Here is a 20,706-nt window from a genome sequence, read left to right as displayed (position 1 = left end):
TTTTACCATTAACCTAAAAATAGTTTTAAACACTGTTTCATTTAAAGTTCCTCACCAATAGCTTTACTTCATATTGTCTAAATAGCTAAAAGTCTTAGTCTTCTATAAATTAGGTTTTAAGCCCATAAATCAAGCTTGCGCGCTATCTGTGACTTATTTTTAATAAAGTCGCGTATTAATGGGATGTAAATAGTAAACAGTAATCGCTGGTATTTATAGGTAGTCTTGAGCTATAGGTCGGCTCAGTACTAACAAAAAAGCTTTAATCTAGATAAAAAAATACCCGCGTAAAGCGGGTATTTTTCAAAGTCTTTTAATTAAATTTTATTAAGCATTTTTACGACGTGCTGCTCCAGCTAAGCCTAATAAACCTAAGCCTAAGATAGCCATACTAGTTGGTTCAGGAACACTGAACTCTAAAGAACCATCGTGGTCTGCAGATGCTTCGATAGTGGTTTTACCACCTTTAAGACCTAGACCGCCAAACTCCGCGTTTGATCCATTAAAGTCTAAGATACCGTAAATTGCTATATCTAAACCTGAGTTAATGTAATCTTCAAATGAACCAAATTCAGTATTGAATACATCACCTGCGTCAACGCCGTTGATTTGGTCAGTACCAAAGCTGGAAACACGAGTGTTAACTAATGAACCTGTTAAATCTTGACCGCCACCAATAACATCTAATGTAAGTACTTCGATGAAATCTGTAGTTGCAGTCATTGTACTTTCCCAGTAGTACACATCAATTGAACCTGAGTTGTAAGCTATAGTATCTTCGTCAACGAATGAACCAATTAAATTGTTTAATTGGAAAGTTAAACCCCAGGCTTTTGTTCCAAGACCGTTATCACTTGGACCACCAAATACCGAGTCAGGAATAAAGCTTGTTATGCCGTTACTTGCAACAGAGCTTAAATCACCATCGATAAAACCACCTGTTGTTGTGATTGTATCGCCTGCAGAAATGAAAGTTGTAGGGTCGATTGCGTCGAAACTACCATCTTCGTCTACAATTACAGAATTAGAAACGTATTGGAATTGAATTTCATCAATCCAGCCTGTCGTATTGTCACCGGCAGCAGTGTTTGAATTACCACCAAAGTCAGCACCAACATCTAAGTATACTTGGCTAGCGTTAGCTGAAGCTGAAAATAAACCTACTAATGCTAGAGATAATAATGTCTTTTTCACCTTTAAACTCCTAAATTTCAATGTATTTAATTAAAGCAATCCATTATAAATGGTCTATCAATAGTAGGTATGTATTGTGCTAGTTCTTATCTTACTGATTTTTATAGTTTTTTTTGGTATTCATTATGAGGTGTAAAAAAAGCTAACGTTGTTTTGGGGTGTTATTCAGGCGGTAGATTGGTTCAGTATTAACAAAAAAGCTTTAATCTAGATAAAAAAATACCCGCTTAAAGCGGGTATCTCTCAAAGTTTTTTACTTAAAGTTTATTAAGCATTTTTACGACGTGCTGCGCCAGCTAAACCTAATAAGCCTAAGCCTAAGATAGCCATGCTAGTTGGTTCAGGAACACTGAACTCTAAAGAACCATCGTGGTCTGCAGATGCTTCGATAGTGGTTTTACCGCCTTGAACACCGAAATCACCGAACTGAGCATTTGAACCATTGAAGTCTAAGATACCGTAAATTACTAGGTCTAAACCTGAGTTGATATAATCTTCAAAAGAACCAAATTCAGTATTGAATACATCACCTGCGTCAACGCCGTTGATTTGGTCAGTACCAAAGCTAGAAACACGAGTGTTAACTAATGAACCTGTTAAGTCTTGACCGCCACCGATAACATCTAATGTAAGCACTTCGATGAAATCTGTAGTTGCAGTCATTGTGCTTTCCCAGTAGTACACATCAATTGAACCTGAGTTATAAGCAATAGTATCTTCGTCAACGAATGAACCAATTAAATTGTTTAATTGGAAAGTTAAACCCCAAGCTTTTGTACCAAGACCGTTATCACTTGGACCACCAAATACCGAGTCAGGAATAAAGCTTGTTATTCCGTTACTTGCAACAGAGCTTAAATCACCATCGATAAAACCACCTGTTGTTGTTATTGTATCGCCTGCAGAAATGAAAGTTGCAGGGTCGATTGCGTCGAAACTACCATCTTCGTCTACAATTACAGAATTAGAAACGTATTGGAATTGAATTTCATCAATCCAGCCTGTCGTATTGTCACCGGCAGCAGTGTTTGAATTACCACCAAAGTCTGCACCAATATCTAAGTATACTTGACTAGCGTTAGCTGAAGCTGAGAATAAACCTACTAATGCTAGAGATAATAATGTCTTTTTCATCTTTAAACTCCTAAATTCAATGTATTTAATTAAAGCAATTCATTATTAATGGTCTATCTATAGTAAGCATGTAGTGTGCCAGTTTTTATCTGTATGATTTATATGGTTTTTTTTGATGTTTTATTTTGAGGTGTAAAAAAAGCTAACGATAGTTTTAGTAAAACTGTTGAAATATAAACAAAGCGTTATTGGTATGAATACTTGCTAGTAGGGTTTTATATTATTGAGATAACGGGGCACTTAGAGTTCTAATGATTTTATTCATCTTGACTTGTAGCTAATAAGCAAAGGTTCAAATACAAAAGCTGAAATAGATAATGTGGCAAAACTTAGCACACTATGCCCAGGTACTAACTATTTTGAATAGTTAATTAAGCTTTAGCTTTATTATTTACATTAAACTATTTAACTTAAGTGGGATGTTTTGCGGGACTTTATTTTGAGCAAAAAAATACCCGCAAAAAGCGGGTATTTTATTATATAAGACTTAAATTTAGATTAAGCGTTTTTACGACGAGCAGCGCCAGCTAAACCTAATAAACCTAAACCTAAGATAGCCATGCTAGTTGGCTCTGGAACACTGAACTCTAAAGAACCATCATGTTTTGCAGATGCTTCGATAGTTAATTTACCGTCTTGGTTAACACCTGGGTTACCGAAAGTTGGGTTAGAACCGTTGAAGTCTAAGATACCGTAGATAGCAATGTCTAAACCAGAGTTGATGTAGTCTTCGAAAGAACCGTATGCAGTGTTGAACACATCACCTACATCAACGCCGTTAATTTGACCTGTACCAAAGCTATCAACGCGAGTGTTAACTAAAGAACCGGTTAAGTCTGGACCACCACCGATAACTTCTAAGCTCATAACATCAACAAATTCAGATGTCATTGTCATAGTGTTGTCCCAGTAGAAAATGTCAATCGTACCAGAAGTATATGCTAACGTGTCGTTGTCAATGAACGTACCAGTTAAGTCAGTTAATTGGAAAGTTAAGCCCCAAGCTTTAGTACCTAAACCGTTGTCACTTGGACCACCGAATACTGCATCAGGGATGAAGCTAGAAATACCATTGCTAGCAACTGAAGCTGGGTTGCCGTCAATGAAACCACCGTTTGTAGTGATAGTGTCACCAGCTGAGATAACTGATGCTGGATCTAAACCGTCGAAGCTACCGTCTTCATCAACGATTACTGAGTTTGAGATGTATTGGAATTGTATCTCATCAACCCAACCTGTAGTTGTAGCGCCGTTAGCTTTGTTAGCGTTACCACCGAAATCTGAACCTACATCTAAGTATACTTGGCTAGCGTTAGCTGATGCTGAGAATAAACCTACTAAAGCTAGAGATAATAATGTCTTTTTCATCGTTAAATTCCTAAATTTCTATGTTTTCCATATTTTGAATTAAAGCGTTGCGCCTTTAATTACTGATCAATATAAAGCATATACTGTGCCAGTTTTTAAGCTTTTGTTTTTGTTGGTTTTTTATTTAATTGGCTTTGTTTGTGTAAAAAAAACTGACTGTAGTTTGAAGGGAAGTTTCACAGTCAGTTTTTATTGTTAACTAGTGCAGATATTGATTAGTGGTTACTTAGCTTTGCTCAGACGCTTTTTTTAACGCATCTTTTACGTACCAGAACATAAATAACTGTAATGGGTTTTTATTACCGAAGGGGCGCCAAGTCTTTTTCAGGCAGTTTCGATAAGCATCAAAGTGCATGCCTCTTGGGGCATGGATAACATTCCCTCTTTTTAACAATAGCTTGAGTACATTGGTGCAAAGTACACCTGCTGCTAGTGAGATCCCCATACAAGTTGAAGGCACTTTTTTCTCAAAGAAATTAATTGAGCCTCTATCCACTAAATAATGTCTTTGCTGAACAGAGGGAGATACACCACAAACAAATCTAATGATGTTGTCATTAAACAAGTTGGCTTTCTCACTATCAGACATACCTGGTTTTTCATCTACCATGGCAAAGTATTCATCAAATGTCATTTGGCCTGGTTTAAACACTAGCATAGATGTGCCCATTCCCATTGGTGCTGCGGTAATCGTTGGAATACCTTTTTCATAGCAGCGTCTAAATACTTTACGTCTAATTTCCAATGCAAAGATATCTAGGCTATCGATATAAATATCGACGCCATCGAGAAATTCTTCTAAATTCTCTTCATTAATGCCTTCTTTGAAATTTTTAATGTTGGCTTCTGGGTTGATGCCTCTTAAGGTATCTTCCATTACATCGGCTTTTGGTTTGCCAATCGTATCCATGCAAGCACCAGCTTGGCGGTTGAAGTTAGCGACATCGTAATCATCAAGATCTGAGATGTTAAAGTTCGCAATACCTAACCTAGCGCAAACAGTCGCATGGTCACCACCAACGCCACCTAAACCACCTATGGCTACTTTTGAATTTCTTAACTTTTGTTGCTCTTCTTTTGTTACCCAGCCAATGTTTCTTGAGAATGCTTCCTCGTAGTTAAACATAATGGATCCTTATTATTGAAAAATGGTTTTTAGCTTTATCCAAGTATTGCCCAAAATTTCGTAAATGCCCCTTTCACTTTGGTAAAGAGCATTTGCTTTAGGTATGAGTAGTTGATAACTGAAGTCTCCATGCCCTGATACATATTCAGCAGGAGAGGGGTGCGGAAATATACCTTGCTGATTAAATAGTTTTATCGCTCTGGGTATATGGCTCGCAGATGTAATTAATATTGCTTGTTTATCTTTCACAATGTGCTTTATCGCATTTGCTTCATCTTCAGTATCTGCATGACCTGAAGTTAAGATAATATTTTCAATTGGCAATCCTAAGCTTATTGCAACATCAGCATTAACTTGTGGGTGCGACTTTCTATTTTCTTTTCCTTCCCACCCTGAAAAGATCACTTTGCTATTGGGGAATTGATACCAAAATTGCACTGCTTGTACCGTTCTTACCAAAGAGCATTGATGTAATTTTGCAGCAAGTGGCAAAAGAGGATCACTACTATGCCAACAACCCAGTACGATGATAAAGCTGGGGGGAGAACTATTGAGTTTAGTCGTATCGAGTTTGGGGTAACTAAATTCAAACGGCCTAACGATATGTGTACTTATAATAGGCAGGGAAGTCAGCGTTAAGATAAAAATACCAATTGTACTGAAAATGATCCCTTTAACTTTTTTCAGTCGCCATAAAAAAAAGGTACCAAGAATGATAAATACTAAAGATATAGGCAGGGGAGTGACGAGCACTCCGATTAACTTTTTTAGCTGAAAAAGTATATCACCCATTTTAAGCTATGAGGCTAGTGTCAAGTTGGTTTTATCTAATGGCTTGTTATCGGATGTTGAACTTTTTTCATTCTCAAGGGCTTCTCTGGCTGCAAACTGTCGATCAATGTTTCCGCTAATGTTATTCATTAATCTGATAAAGCCCGCTGGTAATGAGTCGATAAGCATTTGGCGAGAAATATAGTAGGGAGCGCGTTTGCCGTGGTATTCAACAGTCGGACCAATTTTCTTAAATTGTATGCCTACAAAGGCTAAACTTCTCGCAAGTCTCGGCTCCATCATAACAAATACATGTTCAATCTTTTCATGAAAGGCAATGTTAGCCACCGACATATAAAGACCAACAGCAATGAAAGGGAAGCAACGCAATTCATCTTCTGAATAAGTTTGTTCGTTGATAGCACCTGTACTGGCACCGTCAAATTTATCGGCATTACGTTTTCTAAATTCTAATGGGACAGCCAAACGTGATATTTCTGCAACGGTTTCTTTTGGAAAATCGTTTGGATGAACTTCATCATCCGATATTGCATTTAAACAGTACTTTTCAATTGGCAGTACTTCTTCTTCTTTTTTAGGCGTGATCAAGCGGATCGTACCTGCGTACTTTTTTGAAGACTTGTGCTGAATTAAACAGTGAATGGAGTAATCATCAAATAGATCTTTTTCTTGTTGATCAGGACGCTCTTCTTCAAAGCCTAGCTCAGTGCAATAAACATTGTGTCTGATTTTAAATACTTCTGATTTATCGTTTGGCTCAAATGCAACAATAGGCTCTAGGAATATAGCAAAGTGCTCGGCGATTTTTTTAGCTTTACTATTTGCAACATGACGTGCAACAGAGCCTGCAACGTGTTTTAAAACGGGAACTTTACGTATTTTGGCCATTAACTTTTTCATCATGTTCTCCGAGTACGACTTTTAAACTAACCAAATATTGGCTGAATCAGTTTTTTAGGTAAATAGGATAATACCGTTAGGTATCCTGCTCTATATAATTCTTCTTTTTCTTCTGCTGAAATATCAAAATCGACAGAAGAGGCAGTTCCAGTATCGATAACTATTGTATTGTGCCAGTGATTAGCATGTACATATTCTCTTGATAAGGCATTCATGAAGGTTCTAATCAACATGAAAATGTAATGCTTAAGAGGAAACCAGCTGCTTCTTAATTCTTTATTGGGTTTTTGCTCGCTTTTCAATCTAAAGCAAACTGCTGGTGTACCATCACCCGCCCAATCTTTGAATAGTGTATCTTCTGCGAGTATAGCACCATCGACAAGCAAATGATCCTCATAAGGTTTGAAACTGAATATTAATGGTATAGACATAGAAAATCTAACTGCAGTTGAAACCTTTAGATCAGGTGTGTTTTTTTTATTAAAAACAACAGGGCCACCACCAGAAACATCGGTCGCGACAATGTGTAAGCTATGTTTGAGGTCTTTAAATGTTACACCTTTAAGGTGGCTGTCTAACCAAGCTTCGAACTTATCGCCTGAACACAGGCCACCGTCTTTTAAAAGTCGGTAGATAGAGTAGGTTCTTAACTTTCGAAAGTCAGTATTGATAGCGAGTTCTTTGATTTCTTCCAGTGACATCCCTGAACAATATAATGAAGAAACAATCGAGCCTCCTGAAACACCGACAATGTGCTCAAAGCCGATTTTCAACTCTTTCAAGGCTGCTAATATACCAATATGCGTAGTGAGACGGGTTCCCCCTCCTGAAAGAATAGGTACAATCTTTACCGATTGTATGTCACCTTCATCCAGGTTTATTTGACTATTCAATTTTCCATACCTGAGTTCAAATTAATATTGGTGGCGCATCCTGATAACTATCATCGTGGTAATTGTTTTTGGAATATTAAACTCCAAAAACAATATTCAATTATAGTTAGACATTGTGATTATGTGCATTTGCGGTCGAAAATATAACGCAGTTTATATTCCTTTTCTAGCTGAACTTAAGGAGCTATAACTTCTAGCTATATCTATTCCCCTTATTAATTAAAATCACCAATTTTGTCCATCAAGCTAATTGCGCCTTCTTATTTGAATTTTTTATGTACAAACTTGGTTTTTAATCTGGCCAAAGTAAAAGAAATATCATTTTTTTGAAAAAAAACAGTATTTTTTTATTGACTCATATACCACTAGTCATTAACATTGCCGCCGCTTCTGCAGGAGACCTCCGCAGAAGTTTATTAGCATAGTTGGAGTGGTAGTTCAGTTGGTTAGAATACCGGCCTGTCACGCCGGGGGTCGCGGGTTCGAGTCCCGTCCACTCCGCCAATCAACCAATTCTGTGCGGAGTGGTAGTTCAGTTGGTTAGAATACCGGCCTGTCACGCCGGGGGTCGCGGGTTCGAGTCCCGTCCACTCCGCCATTCATCTTGATTCCCCTGTGCGGAGTGGTAGTTCAGTTGGTTAGAATACCGGCCTGTCACGCCGGGGGTCGCGGGTTCGAGTCCCGTCCACTCCGCCATTTAAATACATTCCCCTGTGCGGAGTGGTAGTTCAGTTGGTTAGAATACCGGCCTGTCACGCCGGGGGTCGCGGGTTCGAGTCCCGTCCACTCCGCCATACTTATTATTTCTCAGTATATTAATGTAAAAGCTGCAACCATTGTCACAGCTTATCCTATTATTTTTCTTCTAAATCTATACTCGCTGAATCGATTATTACTTGCGTTAATCCTTCAAAACCTGAATCAAATGCAAAATAAAACCATGCTTGACCCGTTTCGTCAGTAGTAAATTCAAAGTTACTTGCTTGCTGGTTGACTAATGCAAACTCATGATGGCTTGGATCGCAAAAATCAAATTCATCCGAGCCAATTTTACCTAAGTTGATTGCATCTGGACCTTCTGATGCTTGGTTACCCATATCGATATTGAGTCGGTAATGATTTAAGTCATCAAGACTTTTACTCGGTTTACTTCTGGATAAACCAGCTTTGACTGTTACAGCATTTGGTGCTCCACCGATACCAAAACACTCCTTGCCAATATTGGTGGCAAAAGACAAATCAAAATTACTGTTATAAGTGGTATTTGATTTGAGACCGAGAAGCTGAGTCATCGCTAACATGCCTGTATCATCAGAGTGGTTAATAAAAGAAAGCGTCAAACCATTACGCCATTCTTGTGTTGTTAACAGGTAAGGAGAATTAGCTTGGGAGTAGATCTGCCAATCAGATTCAACATCATCTGGATGATCGAATGAAATAGTTGAAAAATAAGTATTCTTATCGCTGAAGTCATAACTCACTGCATATTGACTTTGTGGTTCTACTTCCTCAAATGTTAATGTTGTATTTGTGAAATAAACTCGACTAAAGCCCTCATAACCCGAATCTGTGCCAAAACTTACCCAAGCATTTCCCATATAATCGGTTTGTACATAAAAGTTGTTGTCAGTCGAATTAAACGATTTAGTGGCATAAATTTCAGACCCAGAATCACAGCTTTCTAATTCACTTATACCTATATCACCGAGTAAGATAGCATCTTGACCACGATTGTTTTGTTGCCCCATATCCAGGTTCATATAGTAATAATCTTGCGAGCCATTTAAGTTATCAATATTGCTTAATGGTTCGTTAGTACTTGCTGAAAATTTGACATAGAGTGAGGAAGGGCTTCCACCTATACCTGAGCAGCCAAACTCAGCTATGTTACTCGCTAATTCAAGATCATAATTTACTTGATACCAAGTGTTGGGCTTTAAATTGGATACTTGGCCTTTGATGAACATTTTGATGTCATCACTGCCATTTATAGCTTGTAATTTGAATCCGGTTTGGGTTGTACCATCGACATGTTGTAAGTCTTGATAGGGCGTTCCTTCAATTAGCCATTCTTCTTCAACCCCGACGGGGGTAGTCAGCAAAAATAGCCTGCCAATCATTCTGTTCGGCAAAATTGATATTAAGTTCTATTTTTTTCTCAGGTTCTAGTACTAGCTCTGATTTTTCATCGTTGCAGGCGATTAGACCTAGGCAAGACAGGGAAATGCATGATGAAATGATGGTTTTATTCATTATTAGCGTCCTTTTGTTTAAAGGAGCTAACTTAATCTTTCATTCGATTGTCGGAAATTAACTTAACCTTTATTTACGTTGCGTTACCAATTTTGACAAATACCTTAATCTGGTAATTTAGTCGCTATATTTCAACGAGATAAGGGTTACAATACTGAGCTAGAAAATAAGAAGACGAAGGACTAAACCATGGAAAATACCAAAGGACTAAATAACGAATGGCTGTTGCAGCAAAAGCAATTTGATGAATATGAAAAACTATCTTTAATTATTAAGTTAGTTGCAATCTGCTCTGTGATTGCCCTTTATGCTTCTTCTGCGTCGATTTTTTTATGTTGTGCTGTTTTGGCCATATTATGGGGACAGGATGCTATTTGGAAAACCTTCCAGGCAAGAATAGAGCAAAGGCTTTCTACTATTGAAGCGGCTATCAAAGCTGGTGATGATTCTGCACATGCTTTTCAGTTCAATACCCACTTTGCGGAAAATCGTGCATCCACAATTGGCTTGGTATTGGAATATGTTAAAAGTGCATTAAAGCCAACGGTCGCTTACCCTTATGCCCCTTTAATTATCATTAGCTTGCTTTTTATCTGATTTAAATAGGATGAAGGTTTACATTAACCTTCATCCTGTCATTGCTACCTATTTTGCTGCTTTAGTAATTGCTCTATTTTTTCTTCTAGCTGCTTAATATCCTCTTTTGTTGCAGCCGTTTGTTCCGGTTTGGCTTCTTCTTCATGCATGATTTGCATCGCATCGACAATAATACCGATAAAGAGGTTTAATACAGCGAAGCTAGTGATGATTATAAACGGTACAAAGAATATCCAAGATTCAGGAAAGAGTTCCATAGTGGGTCTAACAATACCCATTGACCAGCTTTCCAATGTCATCACTTGGAATAAAGTGTAAGCAGAGGCACCGATACTACCAAACCATTCTTGCATGTTCGGATCGGGGTGGGTACCAAAAAGTTTAGTCGCTAATACGGCACAAACATAGAAAATAACACCTAGTACACCGACAACGGATGCCATACCGGGCAGTGAGTGACCTAGTGCGCCGATGACTCGACGCATTTGTGGTACGACTGAAAATAGTCTTAACACCCTTAATATCCTGAATGCCCTCAGTACTGATAGTGCGCCGCTTGTTGGCGCCCAAGAAATAGTCACGATAATTAAATCAAACCAGTTCCAACCTGATTTGAAAAATTGGCTGCGGTAAACGTAGAGTTTAAGAAAAAGTTCAATTGTGAAGATCCACAAAATGATGGTATCGAGTACGTGCAACACACTGGCGTTATCTTTACCAAATTGCGTGGTTTCTAAGCCAAGAGTAATGGCATTAAAGAGAATGACACTGATTAAAAATCGTTGAAAGATTTGGCATTCAACAAAGTGTTTAAGGCGTTGATTAAATGACATATGGAGATTGAATATTTTTTACTTATCCTCGCTAAATGCGGGCAAGTAAGAGAATTTCAAGTCATATTATGTCTTTAATTTGAGTAAAAGGTATTAGAATATGCACCTTAAATAGCTTGTCCCCATTTAAGGTGCGGGCACTTATGTTAACTGCTTAAGCTTTATCGACTAGAGCTCCAACTTGGCTTGGATTCAAGCATGCGGCAAGTGGCTTGCGTTCAAATTTAGATTGTGACACTTGCTTTTGTTGAGATTCAACAGCGTTGCCGTTTGAGATCGCTTTAACTGAACACTTTACTTGTTTATTCGCAATCGTACTTTTTACCAGTACGGTATCGAACTTAGTAAATAATGCTGCGTAATTCGCATTTTTACTCTTTAGGTCGATAACGCGAGTAATTTGTTCTTCTGCGAAGGCTGTTGTCGATACCATTAAAGCGATAGCTGTGATTAAAGTTTTCATAGTGTACTCCTGGTTATATATGTAAATCGTTTAAATGTTTCTGTTTTAAGTCTTTTTGTGCTTACCATGCCGCGAAGCATTTTTTGTAAGCGGGCTGCCCAACTTTATTTCGCTTTGATAAGGCGGCTTTTGCTTAAATATTGGCTGTTTAACACGATGAAAAAGTTCAGCGTAAGATTGATTTTTCTTAACAAACTGTTGGAATGATTGATTGCTTATCTTTGCTTCCACACCTAAGGTGAGTGTTAATAAAAGCGTTACTAACCCACATGTAACCTTTTTCATCTTTCTACCTTGAGCACAAAACATGGAAGGCACTTTAGCTATCTGCAAGCGTATTTCTTGTCCAAACTTATGTGGTGTAATGTAAATTTATGTTCGGGTAAATTGGGCTTTATTACGCCAAATGTAGCTAATTTGTATCTTTGAAAATTGAAGCTAATTTCCTATCTGTGAATTTTTGGCGCTTTTAAAGCTGGTCTAAAAACTATTCTTTATCTGCGTTTATTGGTTCTTTTCACAAGTGTTTCTAAAATTAAGTTATGTGAATGTGCTCCTTAAAAGCTTTGTTACATTTACACTAGAAAAAACAGTTTGATGAGCAATATTGTTTTAGCTTTATTAGTTTTTAGTGTGTTTTTTATTCGGTAGGGCGATAATAATTACACTTTTATGAATAAATGATTTTGTTAGCTAATGACTAAATTTGCTTTTCGAACGTATTTTTAGCTAAGCTGTGCTGAGTCTTCATTTACCCTTTAAGCGAGGTTGAGTTGGCCAGCAGGCTTAAACGACCTTTTAATAGGTAAGCTTACCAACTGGACTGTTATGCGCACTATCATCACATTTGTAGTTTTTTTGTGTTTTGTATGGCCTACCGCTGCGTCAAGTAAAACCTTACCTGAAATTCCTTTTTCTATTTACAAACACGAACAAAAAGCTTATGTAAAGTTTATCGCTGGGCGCGATGTTTACGATATTGATTTTTATGGTGGCCAATACGCAAGGCGCGATATTGTTGAACGAGTGCTTATTCAGCAGGCAATTTGGTTTGGCGGATACGAACATACCGTTAAATGGTTTCCTGTTCAAAACTACAGCCACGGCTTGCAAAAGTTAGCATCGGGTAGAGTTGCTTTAATGGGGACACCCTCATGGTTGTCAGATTTGAATAAAGACAAAAGCAGCTACTTGATCACAGATCCTATTATCAATAAAAATGATTTTTTAGTCGGTATTTATACTAGTCCTTATAATCGTGATGCGCTCAAAGCAAAAACCTTGGATGAGATCTTAGCGCTTTCTATTACCAGTACTCGGTATTGGTTTGTCGACTGGCGAACAGTTAAGGTGCTCGGCTTTAATCGAGTTGTCGAGTCGAGGAGCTGGGTTGATATTGTTGGGAAAGTGTCAAAGATGCAAGCGGATATTACACTGGCACCTTTTGAAGCCAGCCCTGATATGAAAATTGACTTCTTTGGTCAAACACTCGTACCCATTAGAGATATTCGTGTTGCTCTTCATGATTCAAGGCACTATGCCGTTAGTAAAGCATTTCCAGATAGTGAAAATATTCACAAAGCTATTCAAAAAGGTTTTCGATTAATGAGGGCGCAAGGGCGTATTAAACGTGCCTATGTTGAATGCGGCTTTTATCACCCAGATACTCAAAGCTGGCCTGTGCTTAATGATATGGTGAGAGCGAGAGCTCAGCTTGCCCAATAAACCTGCTTTTTCGTTTTCCTTCTGATTTTTTATCGTTAATATGTTCGCAAAATTTAAATCTAATTAATTTACTCAGGGCATTATGGATAAACAAACGCAAACAGATATCGAAGCGGCTGCTTTTAGACGCTTATTACAACACTTAGACGAAAAAAAATCTGTGCAAAATATCGAACTGATGAACATCGCGGATTTTTGTCGCAATTGTTTAGCAAAGTGGTATATGAAGGCTGCTGAAGATAGGGGAGAGGAATTAGATTATGATCAAGCTAGGGAAGCTATCTATGGCATGCCTTATTCAGAATGGAAAGATAAACATCAGTTGCCAGCTACAGCAGAACAATTAGCCGTTTTTGAAGCAAAGCAGCAAGCAAAGAAATAGCGCGTACTTTCAGGCCGTATTTTCAATCAATATGGCCTAGTTACCTTGTTTTTCCAAAAGCTCTGAAAAATCTTTTGCAGGAATTGGTTTAGAGAAGTAGTAACCTTGGTATTCGTCACAACCTTCTTTTCGAAGTAACTTTAACTGATCTTCTGATTCAACACCTTCAGCAATTGTTTTCATGCCTAAATTACTGGCCAACTGAATAATTGTTCTGACCACCATGTGATCTTTATTATTAGTTACACAGTGATCGATAAAGCTTTTATCAATTTTAAGTACGTTTATTGGTAGTTTTGATACGTGCGCTAAAGAAGAGTAGGCAGTACCAAAGTCATCCAGAGATAAGGTAAAGCCCAGTTCTTTTAATTTGTTTAAAGCACGGATATTTTCTTGTCTATTAGCCATCATGCCCGATTCAGTTTGTTCTATTTCAATCCACTCCGCAGGGCAATTTAACTTATTTAGTAAATCGATAGCACGTTGTGGAAAGTGTTTGTCTGCTAATTGCAAAGACGAAACATTTACAGCCACATTGTTGATGTGGAACTGTTGTTTCCATTTGCAAATGTCTTTGGCGGCCGTTTCCAAAGCCCAATCACCTAATTCGTTTATTAGCTGGTTTTGTTCAGCAATAGCAATAAACTCCATCGGGCTCACAAAACCGTATTTGGGATGTTGCCAACGCAGTAATGCTTCAGCAGATAATATTTGTCCTGTTTTTAAACATACCTTGGGTTGATAGTGCAAGCTAAGCTGGTTTTTAGCGATGGCTAATTTAAGGTCGTCTTCAAGGTCGTGTGTTCTTAACGTCTTAGCGGTCAGTTCGGGATCGTACAGGGCGTAGGTATTTTTACCCGCCATTTTGGCTTTGTACATGGCTAAATCAGCATAAGTACAGAGCGTTTCTATTTCATTTGCATCATTGGGATAAAAGGCAATACCTACACTGGCCGATAGCGTAAATGTCTTGCCTTCCATGATGTAAGGCTCTTCACTGACTTTGATTATATTCTTTGCTAGTTGTTCGGCTTTTTCTTCAATGTTGTGTTGTTTGTGGAGGATAAAAGTGAACTCATCACCGCCTAAGCGGTACAAAGTGCAATTATCTGAAGCCAAGGTTTCAAAGCGTTTGGCGACGCGTTTTAACGCTATATCTCCTAGCAAGTGACCGAGTTGGTCGTTCACTTTTTTAAAACCATCTAAATCAATAACCAATAATGCAAATGCGCCATTTCCTTGTAAATTTTTAAAGAGATCGTGTTCGGCATTAATGAGCTCTAAAAACTTTTTTCTATTGCCCAGACCCGTTAAATAATCGGTGTAGCTCTCTTGCCTAAACATGCGCATTTGGTTTTGAGTTTTTTGTTGGAAGTAGACCATAACTGTGGCAAATGTGTTGATAACAACTAGCTCTAAACCATCTTCCATGACCTCTAAAAAACCAGATGTTGATAGCGAGGATACATAAGCAGAAAGCAAGCCTACAGCAGCTAAAATAGGCCAGAATGAGCCAGGAAAGATCATAATAAATAGCATAGGTATAAAAACGTAAATCTCTTCAATTGTTTCTATATCTAAATGGTATTCAATGCCGATAAATAGCAATAAAAGATAGGCAATAATGGCGACGAGCTTTTTAGTTGTTATATCGTCGACAAAGTAGCTACACGTTAAAAGGCATGCAAAAGATACATAGGAGAATTGAACTTCAAATGCTTGGTCAAACGACAGTAAGATGCCCGTGATAGCACTTAACGTTGTGAAAAATAAAATGGTCAGCAGATATGGTTGGAAAAATTTTAATGCTGGCATTTTGACAATGTACGACCTTTTGTTGTTGATAACTATAGTATTAATTATCTCTTAAGCCAGTTGGGTTAAGAAAAGTAAAATGTAAGCAAACATAGTAAAACTACGTCAATTGAACAAAACTTTACAACTACTTGTACTTAGAAACTATTTCCTTACCTGTAAGTGTAATTTTACTGACTATTTACAGGGACTTAGCAATGTCATGACTAGCGATATTTAAATACTTGCAAGCCCCAATGCCATTTCAACGCTGCTAAGCGCATCGATAAAACGGTGATAAAACCTAATATTAAGCTCAACTGTTGGCTAAGTGCTAAGTTGATGCAAAAAGTATAAATACATGCGCCTAAGATGCAGCAGATCGCATAAAGCTCTTTTTTGAGGATCATAGGTACTTGTCTAGCCAATACATCTCTTAGCATGCCGCCAAAACAACCTGTTATTGTTCCCATGATGATAGCTGTGGTGTCTGGTACACCCAAAGATAATGCTTTTTTTGTGCCCATCACCACAAATAAGGCTAAACCTAATGCGTCTGCAATTTCTAAAGCCAATTTAGGAAACTGCCTGTGGGTATTAAGCCAAATAATTGTCATGATGGCGGCTAGTAAAATAGCCCAAATGTAAGCTGAATCGTGTAACCAAAACACGGGTACATCTAATAACAGATCACGGATTGTTCCTCCGCCTATAGCGGTAACAGAGGCGAGTACAATCACGCCAAAACCATCCATTTTTCTTTGATAAGCCATTAGGGTGCCAGATATAGCAAATACTGCGATACCTATTAAATCAAACCAATATAAGGCGTATTGCAAAAGTTACCTTCACTGCTTAAGAGGGAAAACGGTTAACTTTTATTATGTCTCAAGGGCTAAAAAAAACAAACCCGGCACGAAGGCCGGGTTTGAACTTTCAAAGGAAAAAGTGTTTATCTGCGGTTACGCACCACAAACAGTCTTCCATGCGTTGTTAGAAGCAGATGGCTCTGAGTTAGTCCACCATTTAGCTTCAAAAACACCACCGTTATGGCTTAGACGGTCACCTTTTAGCGCATGGCTAGGGTCTCCTTTCCAGTCATTACGTGGGAAGTTAGGGTAAGCTGGGTAAGCTGAAGTATCACAACCTGTGTCTGTATCTGTTGCAGTATCTGTTTCAGTTACTGTGTCCGTTTCAGTCATTGTTTCTGTTTCAGTTGCCGTCTCAGTTGCTGTTTCTGTAGCCGTATCTGTCTCAGTTGCAGTACCACAGCTAGAAGCAGAAGCTAATTCCCAAGCTGACTGCCAGTGCATACCTTCACCTGGAGCGTATGCCCAAGATGCATCAGAAGAACACCAGCCCGAGATCTTACAAGTGTACTCGTTGCCTAAATTAGATACTGTTGCACCTGTAGCATAACTATTACCTGCAACATATTGTGCAGATGTACAAGTGTCTGTATCTGTTGATGTATCTGTCTCAGTAACGGTTTCAGTCATTGTGTCCGTTTCTGTCGCTGTATCTGTTGCAGTCGCAGTATCAGTGTCAGTATCCGTTACAACTGGTGTTTTAACGTCTAAACGGAAAGTTGTATCAGCGAATTTGCTGTACACTTTGTTTGCAGCTAAGTCGGTGCTATCAAATACGATAGAACCGTCTTGTTGTTTGATACCTACTTGAACTTTGCTAGATAAGTTAACTTTGTCAGCAAGCTCAATTGGCCATACAACTTCAGATTCGTTATCTACTGTGATTGTTAATGTTTCAAAAACAATCTCTGTACCCATTGCGTCGAATAGACGGAACCAAGCTTCATCACCTGCCATTGCTTCAACGCCTTGTGCGAAGTAGAAGCCATTATCGTTCCAAGTTGGAGGTGTGATATCGCCTGAGTTTAATACGATGTCAGAACAGTTGTAGAAACCTTCACCTGCTACATCGTTACGTTGCCAGCGTGTATATAAAATAGCGCGGCCAGAACGATCTTGCGGTAAAGATACTTTAAATTTGTAGTAAGGCTTCTCGTTGATACGCACGATAGGTGCATTACCTCGTTCATCAACTAAAACAAGATCTTCCCATGTTAATACGTCAACACTTGGGTCGAATGTTTCTTTTGTTAGGTAGAATTCCCAGAAGCTTGGGTTATGAGGTGTTGCAGCGTCGAACAAGAATTCGAATTGACCATTCGCATCTAAGTTTAACTCTGTTACTTGCCAATCAGGGTGGGGTAAATCCATACCGCGCTTAGAGTTGTCACCTGCAGCACATAAAGTACCGTTTGGAACACTCTTTTTAACTGCTTCAATGTTGTTGTAATCAGCAGTTAATGCAGCAAATTCAATGTTTTGAACAAACTGGTAAGTACCTGATTCTAAAAATGCGGCACGACATGCTAAATTTGGGATGGCTGAACCATCATCTGGCCACCAATAACCTTTATCCAGTTCACAGAACTGTTGTCTAGCCATTGGGTATTCAACTAAACCGTGAGCTGAAGCCAGTTGAGGAACTAAGCTTAAAAAGCCCGCTGCTGCACATGATGCTGCAAGTATATTCTTCTTTATCGCTTTCATAGAAAACTCTTCTTTTTATTGAGCAGAATTACTACGCTCTGCCTTCAGCCATCCGGGCTGAATTGTTGAACTCAAACAATGGCGAATGCCATTGCCGATGTTGATATTAGCACAAAAGTTACAAATGTTAACATTAAGTAAACAAATTATGTTGTTTTATGTCGCAGTTCAGGCTTTTTGTTTGTAATTTTTTACTGACAAATTTGCGGTGTTTCTTAAATTTTTAGCTTACGGACACTAGGCATTCACAATCAAAGGGGTACACTGTGAAAAATAGCGAATACTTAAAAATTAAGGACAATATGCAACTTCAACTTCAAAGTTCACCGGCACTTCGATTATTGGTGACCTGTGCATGTATCATTATTATCCTTGCTGGCGTTAAATGGTCGGCAGTTATTTTAGAGCCATTCTTATTATCTGTCTTTGTCGCGATTATCTGTCAGCCCGTTATTACTTTTTTGGCTAATTACAGAGTACCCAAATGGCTATCGGTAATTTGTGTTATTGCAACGGTAGTCGTAATTGGAATGAGTCTAGCCAGCGTTGTCGCTCAGTCCATTAACCAGTTCAGCCAAGATATACCTGTCTATAAAACGCAATTGAGGCAAGACTTTAATTGGTTAGCTGATCATCTCGTTACTTTTAATATTGAATTGAATCGCGAGATGATTGTGAAGTATTTCGACCCTGCCGCAGCGATGTCTCTAGCGACAAATATGGTCTCCGGAGCTGGTAATGTTCTCGCTAATTTCTTACTGATTCTACTAATTTCAGTGTTTATGTTATTTGAAGCTAATTCGTTAACGCAGAAATTACACTTGGCATTGGATGACCCTCAGCACTCAATATCTAAAATTGAGGGTTTTCTCGATTCGGTAAAAAACTACCTAGCCATTAAAACCGCAGTGAGTTTGGCAACTGGTTTAGCCGCTGGCTTATTGTGTTGGATTGTGGGCGTAGATTACTTTGTGCTGTGGGGGATTATCGCATTTTTGTTCAATTACATACCCACCATTGGTTCTATCATCGCTGCAGTGCCTGTTATTTTATTGGCGTTATTACAGGTTGGCGTGGCTGGTGCAGGTCAAATCGGCATTGGTTATTTATTAATTAACTTAATTATGGGTAATGTGATTGAACCCAAATTTATGGGCAAAGGATTGGGGATATCGACACTCGTTGTATTTTTATCTTTAATTTTTTGGGGCTGGTTATTGGGTACGATCGGCATGTTTTTAAGTGTACCTTTAACCATGGTATTAAAAGTAGCGTTAGAAGCGTCCGATGAATACCGTTGGTTGGCGACCTTTTTAGCCAGTGAAGAAGAAGTACAGCAAGAGCTTGATGAAGTCGAAGCTGCAGAGGAGAAAAATCCAGTCAACCAAGCTTAAACCCTGTTATATTTCCACTTAACCTGCTCTTTAGAGCAGGTTAAGTCGGCGTTAACACATTTCCTTAATAAAAATATGCTTATTTAACAAATTTCTACGACCAGATTCAGTGAATACTAACCTTGAATTAAGTTAAGCTTTGCACCCTCAATAGCACTGTGCTCAACACTGAAAAACAATAATCATAGGATTGATAATGCACCTGAATCTAAACCGATTCCTCAATTTTAGTATTGCTACTTACCTCGTGATTTTTAGCTCATTTAGCTTTGCTAATGCACCTAAGCCAATCGTTAATGTTGCTGCTGCAACAGAGGTGACTCAAAGTCCTAGTGTCTGGCGCAGTGGATTAGTGGTTAGTCGCAATGATGCTTTGGTTGCCGCGCGTACTTCAGGGCAATTAACTTGGTTGTTAGAGGAAGGTGATTCAGTTAAAAAAGGGGCACCGTTACTAGCAATTGATGATGCGCAATTACAGCTAGATTTAAAACAAAACGAAGCCAACATAAAACAGCAGCAGGCTCAATTGAGCTTTTTACAAAGTGAAGTGAAGCGTCTACAAAAATTGGCTGCTAAAAACAATGCTGCCAAAAACCTCCTTGAACAGACCATTTCTGAAAAGTTAGTTGCTCAGGCATTACTCGATGCCGCAAATACAAGTCATTCAAAAATTGCTCAAGATATTGAATACGCCAATTTGGCTGCGCCTTTTGATGGAATTGTCACAGAACGTATTGCCCAAGTAGGGGAAGTCGTTGCCCCAGGTGATGCAGTTCTTCGTGTGGTTGATATTGAAAACCTTGATGTTCAAGTGATGGTGCCACTGACGTCATGGCAGTTTGTTAAACCAGGTATGGCATTACAAGTTAAATCTGCATTAGGGCAATTTGAATTAAAAGTGAGAAAGGCCGTGCCAGTAGGGGATTCTAAATCTCGTCTAATGGAAGTGTTATTAGATGCCAATACGATTGACTGGCCCGTTGGTCTAGATGTCCAAATTGCTGTACCTATGCCTAATACCATTGAGGCAAATGTCATGGTGCCAAGAGATGCACTTGTACTGCGTCATGGGGAGTCATCAGTATTTGTTGTTGCAGAAGATAAAACGGTAAAAAAAGTTGCGGTTAAAGCCGGCTTAGGTGTTGGCGCTAATATCAGTTTGCAGGGTGATATCAAACCAGGTGAGCAGGTGGTTATTCGCGGTGCTGAGCGTTTGAGAGCGGGAATGGCCGTTAATGTGATCCCTGCGGCGAAAACGCTTGTTAGTGTTCAAGGAGTTTAG

General features: G+C 38.7%; 20 protein-coding genes and 4 tRNA genes. 9 read left to right on the top strand and 15 right to left on the bottom strand.

Translation table 11 applies throughout. The annotated features are described in order from the left end of the window. Positions 1-327: 327 nt before the first annotated feature. The 7 genes from HR060_RS19785 to HR060_RS12820 form a co-directional block, all read right to left on the bottom strand. Positions 328-1,194 carry a PEP-CTERM sorting domain-containing protein gene (locus HR060_RS19785; RefSeq protein ID WP_174200699.1) on the bottom strand — a complete coding sequence of 289 codons (867 nt, stop codon included), beginning with the start codon at positions 1,192-1,194 and terminating at the stop codon, positions 328-330. A 267-nt stretch (positions 1,195-1,461) separates the two neighbouring features. Continuing rightward, positions 1,462-2,328, bottom strand: a complete 867-nt coding sequence (locus tag HR060_RS12845) for a PEP-CTERM sorting domain-containing protein (protein WP_174200698.1) — start codon at positions 2,326-2,328, stop codon at positions 1,462-1,464. 498 nt (positions 2,329-2,826) lie between these two features. Next, complete coding sequence (locus HR060_RS12840) at positions 2,827-3,696, bottom strand: PEP-CTERM sorting domain-containing protein (protein WP_174200696.1); 870 nt, start codon at positions 3,694-3,696, stop codon at positions 2,827-2,829. Between the two features lie 226 nt (positions 3,697-3,922). Then, positions 3,923-4,822, bottom strand: a complete 900-nt coding sequence (locus HR060_RS12835) for a ThiF family adenylyltransferase (RefSeq protein WP_174200695.1) — start codon at positions 4,820-4,822, stop codon at positions 3,923-3,925. A 12-nt stretch (positions 4,823-4,834) separates the two neighbouring features. Continuing rightward, positions 4,835-5,614 carry an ElyC/SanA/YdcF family protein gene (locus tag HR060_RS12830; protein WP_174200693.1) on the bottom strand — a complete coding sequence of 260 codons (780 nt, stop codon included), beginning with the start codon at positions 5,612-5,614 and terminating at the stop codon, positions 4,835-4,837. A 6-nt stretch (positions 5,615-5,620) separates the two neighbouring features. Beyond that, the gene (locus HR060_RS12825; protein ID WP_246283163.1) at positions 5,621-6,517 is read right to left on the bottom strand and encodes a PEP-CTERM/exosortase system-associated acyltransferase; all 897 of its coding nucleotides are present in this window, start codon (positions 6,515-6,517) and stop codon (positions 5,621-5,623) included. A gap of 23 nt (positions 6,518-6,540) precedes the next feature. Continuing rightward, positions 6,541-7,407, bottom strand: coding sequence for a patatin-like phospholipase family protein (locus HR060_RS12820; RefSeq protein ID WP_217434927.1), 867 nt, complete (start codon positions 7,405-7,407; stop codon positions 6,541-6,543). Positions 7,408-7,834: 427 nt separating this feature from the next. On the opposite strand from HR060_RS12820, the gene HR060_RS12815 reads away from it, so the two are divergent. The 4 genes from HR060_RS12815 to HR060_RS12800 all read left to right on the top strand — a co-directional run bounded on the left by HR060_RS12815 (position 7,835) and on the right by HR060_RS12800 (position 8,201). After that, positions 7,835-7,911, top strand: a tRNA-Asp gene (locus tag HR060_RS12815). A 17-nt stretch (positions 7,912-7,928) separates the two neighbouring features. Then, positions 7,929-8,005 (top strand) — tRNA-Asp (locus tag HR060_RS12810). A 21-nt stretch (positions 8,006-8,026) separates the two neighbouring features. Continuing rightward, positions 8,027-8,103 (top strand) — tRNA-Asp (locus HR060_RS12805). A gap of 21 nt (positions 8,104-8,124) precedes the next feature. Beyond that, positions 8,125-8,201, top strand: a tRNA-Asp gene (locus HR060_RS12800). A gap of 60 nt (positions 8,202-8,261) precedes the next feature. Here the strand turns inward: HR060_RS12800 and HR060_RS12795 are convergent. Both HR060_RS12795 and HR060_RS12790 read right to left on the bottom strand, forming a co-directional pair. After that, entirely contained in the window at positions 8,262-9,509 is a 1,248-nt protein-coding gene (locus tag HR060_RS12795; RefSeq protein ID WP_174200692.1) for a hypothetical protein, read from the bottom strand. Further along, a complete protein-coding gene (locus tag HR060_RS12790; RefSeq protein ID WP_174200691.1) occupies positions 9,484-9,660 on the bottom strand; it encodes a hypothetical protein in 177 nt (58 codons plus the stop codon). The genes HR060_RS12795 and HR060_RS12790 overlap by 26 nt, the downstream gene beginning before the upstream one ends. Before the next feature lie 189 nt (positions 9,661-9,849). Here HR060_RS12790 and HR060_RS12785 point away from each other — a divergent pair, with 189 nt between their 5' ends. Continuing rightward, positions 9,850-10,257, top strand: coding sequence for a hypothetical protein (locus tag HR060_RS12785; RefSeq protein ID WP_174200689.1), 408 nt, complete (start codon positions 9,850-9,852; stop codon positions 10,255-10,257). Positions 10,258-10,301: 44 nt separating this feature from the next. Here the strand turns inward: HR060_RS12785 and HR060_RS12780 are convergent, their stop codons facing one another. The 3 genes from HR060_RS12780 to HR060_RS12770 form a co-directional block, all read right to left on the bottom strand. Next, positions 10,302-11,090 carry an ion transporter gene (locus HR060_RS12780; protein WP_174200688.1) on the bottom strand — a complete coding sequence of 263 codons (789 nt, stop codon included), beginning with the start codon at positions 11,088-11,090 and terminating at the stop codon, positions 10,302-10,304. Between the two features lie 154 nt (positions 11,091-11,244). After that, a complete protein-coding gene (locus tag HR060_RS12775) occupies positions 11,245-11,553 on the bottom strand; it encodes a hypothetical protein (RefSeq protein WP_174200687.1) in 309 nt (102 codons plus the stop codon). A gap of 45 nt (positions 11,554-11,598) precedes the next feature. Beyond that, positions 11,599-11,838: a hypothetical protein gene (locus HR060_RS12770; protein WP_174200686.1), complete on the bottom strand. Its 240-nt coding sequence runs from the start codon at positions 11,836-11,838 to the stop codon at positions 11,599-11,601. Between the two features lie 543 nt (positions 11,839-12,381). On the opposite strand from HR060_RS12770, the gene HR060_RS12765 reads away from it, so the two are divergent. Continuing rightward, on the top strand, positions 12,382-13,278 hold the full coding sequence (locus HR060_RS12765) for a hypothetical protein (protein WP_174200685.1): 897 nt from the start codon (positions 12,382-12,384) through the stop codon (positions 13,276-13,278). An 82-nt stretch (positions 13,279-13,360) separates the two neighbouring features. Further along, positions 13,361-13,660: a DUF1244 domain-containing protein gene (locus HR060_RS12760; protein ID WP_174200684.1), complete on the top strand. Its 300-nt coding sequence runs from the start codon at positions 13,361-13,363 to the stop codon at positions 13,658-13,660. 36 nt (positions 13,661-13,696) lie between these two features. On the opposite strand, the gene HR060_RS12755 is transcribed toward HR060_RS12760, so the two are convergent. The 3 genes from HR060_RS12755 to HR060_RS12745 all read right to left on the bottom strand — a co-directional run bounded on the left by HR060_RS12755 (position 13,697) and on the right by HR060_RS12745 (position 18,030). Beyond that, positions 13,697-15,475, bottom strand: coding sequence for a putative bifunctional diguanylate cyclase/phosphodiesterase (locus tag HR060_RS12755; protein ID WP_174200683.1), 1,779 nt, complete (start codon positions 15,473-15,475; stop codon positions 13,697-13,699). Between the two features lie 206 nt (positions 15,476-15,681). Beyond that, positions 15,682-16,293, bottom strand: coding sequence for a trimeric intracellular cation channel family protein (locus HR060_RS12750; RefSeq protein ID WP_174200682.1), 612 nt, complete (start codon positions 16,291-16,293; stop codon positions 15,682-15,684). A 123-nt stretch (positions 16,294-16,416) separates the two neighbouring features. Next, positions 16,417-18,030, bottom strand: coding sequence for a lytic polysaccharide monooxygenase (locus tag HR060_RS12745; RefSeq protein ID WP_174200681.1), 1,614 nt, complete (start codon positions 18,028-18,030; stop codon positions 16,417-16,419). Positions 18,031-18,332: 302 nt separating this feature from the next. Here HR060_RS12745 and HR060_RS12740 point away from each other — a divergent pair, with 302 nt between their 5' ends. Further along, the gene (locus HR060_RS12740; RefSeq protein ID WP_174200680.1) at positions 18,333-19,424 is read left to right on the top strand and encodes an AI-2E family transporter; all 1,092 of its coding nucleotides are present in this window, start codon (positions 18,333-18,335) and stop codon (positions 19,422-19,424) included. Between the two features lie 196 nt (positions 19,425-19,620). Continuing rightward, entirely contained in the window at positions 19,621-20,706 is a 1,086-nt protein-coding gene (locus HR060_RS12735) for an efflux RND transporter periplasmic adaptor subunit (RefSeq protein WP_174200679.1), read from the top strand.

The sequence above is a fragment of the Marinifaba aquimaris genome, from assembly GCF_013328345.1.
In the GTDB taxonomy this organism is placed as follows: domain Bacteria; phylum Pseudomonadota; class Gammaproteobacteria; order Enterobacterales; family Alteromonadaceae; genus Marinifaba; species Marinifaba aquimaris.
The sequence above is the reverse complement of the archived record's forward strand: the minus strand, read 5'-3'. Positions and strand labels throughout refer to the sequence as shown.

What these genes read in the sequence shown, in the direction of transcription:
- HR060_RS12845 (WP_174200698.1), bottom strand. Translation starts at nt 2,328, where the DNA reads ATGAAAAAGACATTATTATCTCTAGCATTAGTAGGTTTATTCTCAGCT.
- HR060_RS12840 (WP_174200696.1), bottom strand. Translation starts at nt 3,696, where the DNA reads ATGAAAAAGACATTATTATCTCTAGCTTTAGTAGGTTTATTCTCAGCA.
- HR060_RS12835 (WP_174200695.1), bottom strand. Translation starts at nt 4,822, where the DNA reads ATGTTTAACTACGAGGAAGCATTCTCAAGAAACATTGGCTGGGTAACA.
- HR060_RS12830 (WP_174200693.1), bottom strand. Translation starts at nt 5,614, where the DNA reads ATGGGTGATATACTTTTTCAGCTAAAAAAGTTAATCGGAGTGCTCGTC.
- HR060_RS12825 (WP_246283163.1), bottom strand. Translation starts at nt 6,517, where the DNA reads ATGATGAAAAAGTTAATGGCCAAAATACGTAAAGTTCCCGTTTTAAAA.
- HR060_RS12790 (WP_174200691.1), bottom strand. Translation starts at nt 9,660, where the DNA reads ATGAATAAAACCATCATTTCATCATGCATTTCCCTGTCTTGCCTAGGT.
- HR060_RS12785 (WP_174200689.1), top strand. Translation starts at nt 9,850, where the DNA reads ATGGAAAATACCAAAGGACTAAATAACGAATGGCTGTTGCAGCAAAAG.
- HR060_RS12780 (WP_174200688.1), bottom strand. Translation starts at nt 11,090, where the DNA reads ATGTCATTTAATCAACGCCTTAAACACTTTGTTGAATGCCAAATCTTT.
- HR060_RS12775 (WP_174200687.1), bottom strand. Translation starts at nt 11,553, where the DNA reads ATGAAAACTTTAATCACAGCTATCGCTTTAATGGTATCGACAACAGCC.
- HR060_RS12770 (WP_174200686.1), bottom strand. Translation starts at nt 11,838, where the DNA reads ATGAAAAAGGTTACATGTGGGTTAGTAACGCTTTTATTAACACTCACC.
- HR060_RS12765 (WP_174200685.1), top strand. Translation starts at nt 12,382, where the DNA reads ATGCGCACTATCATCACATTTGTAGTTTTTTTGTGTTTTGTATGGCCT.
- HR060_RS12760 (WP_174200684.1), top strand. Translation starts at nt 13,361, where the DNA reads ATGGATAAACAAACGCAAACAGATATCGAAGCGGCTGCTTTTAGACGC.
- HR060_RS12755 (WP_174200683.1), bottom strand. Translation starts at nt 15,475, where the DNA reads ATGCCAGCATTAAAATTTTTCCAACCATATCTGCTGACCATTTTATTT.
- HR060_RS12745 (WP_174200681.1), bottom strand. Translation starts at nt 18,030, where the DNA reads ATGAAAGCGATAAAGAAGAATATACTTGCAGCATCATGTGCAGCAGCG.
- HR060_RS12740 (WP_174200680.1), top strand. Translation starts at nt 18,333, where the DNA reads ATGCAACTTCAACTTCAAAGTTCACCGGCACTTCGATTATTGGTGACC.
- HR060_RS12735 (WP_174200679.1), top strand. Translation starts at nt 19,621, where the DNA reads ATGCACCTGAATCTAAACCGATTCCTCAATTTTAGTATTGCTACTTAC.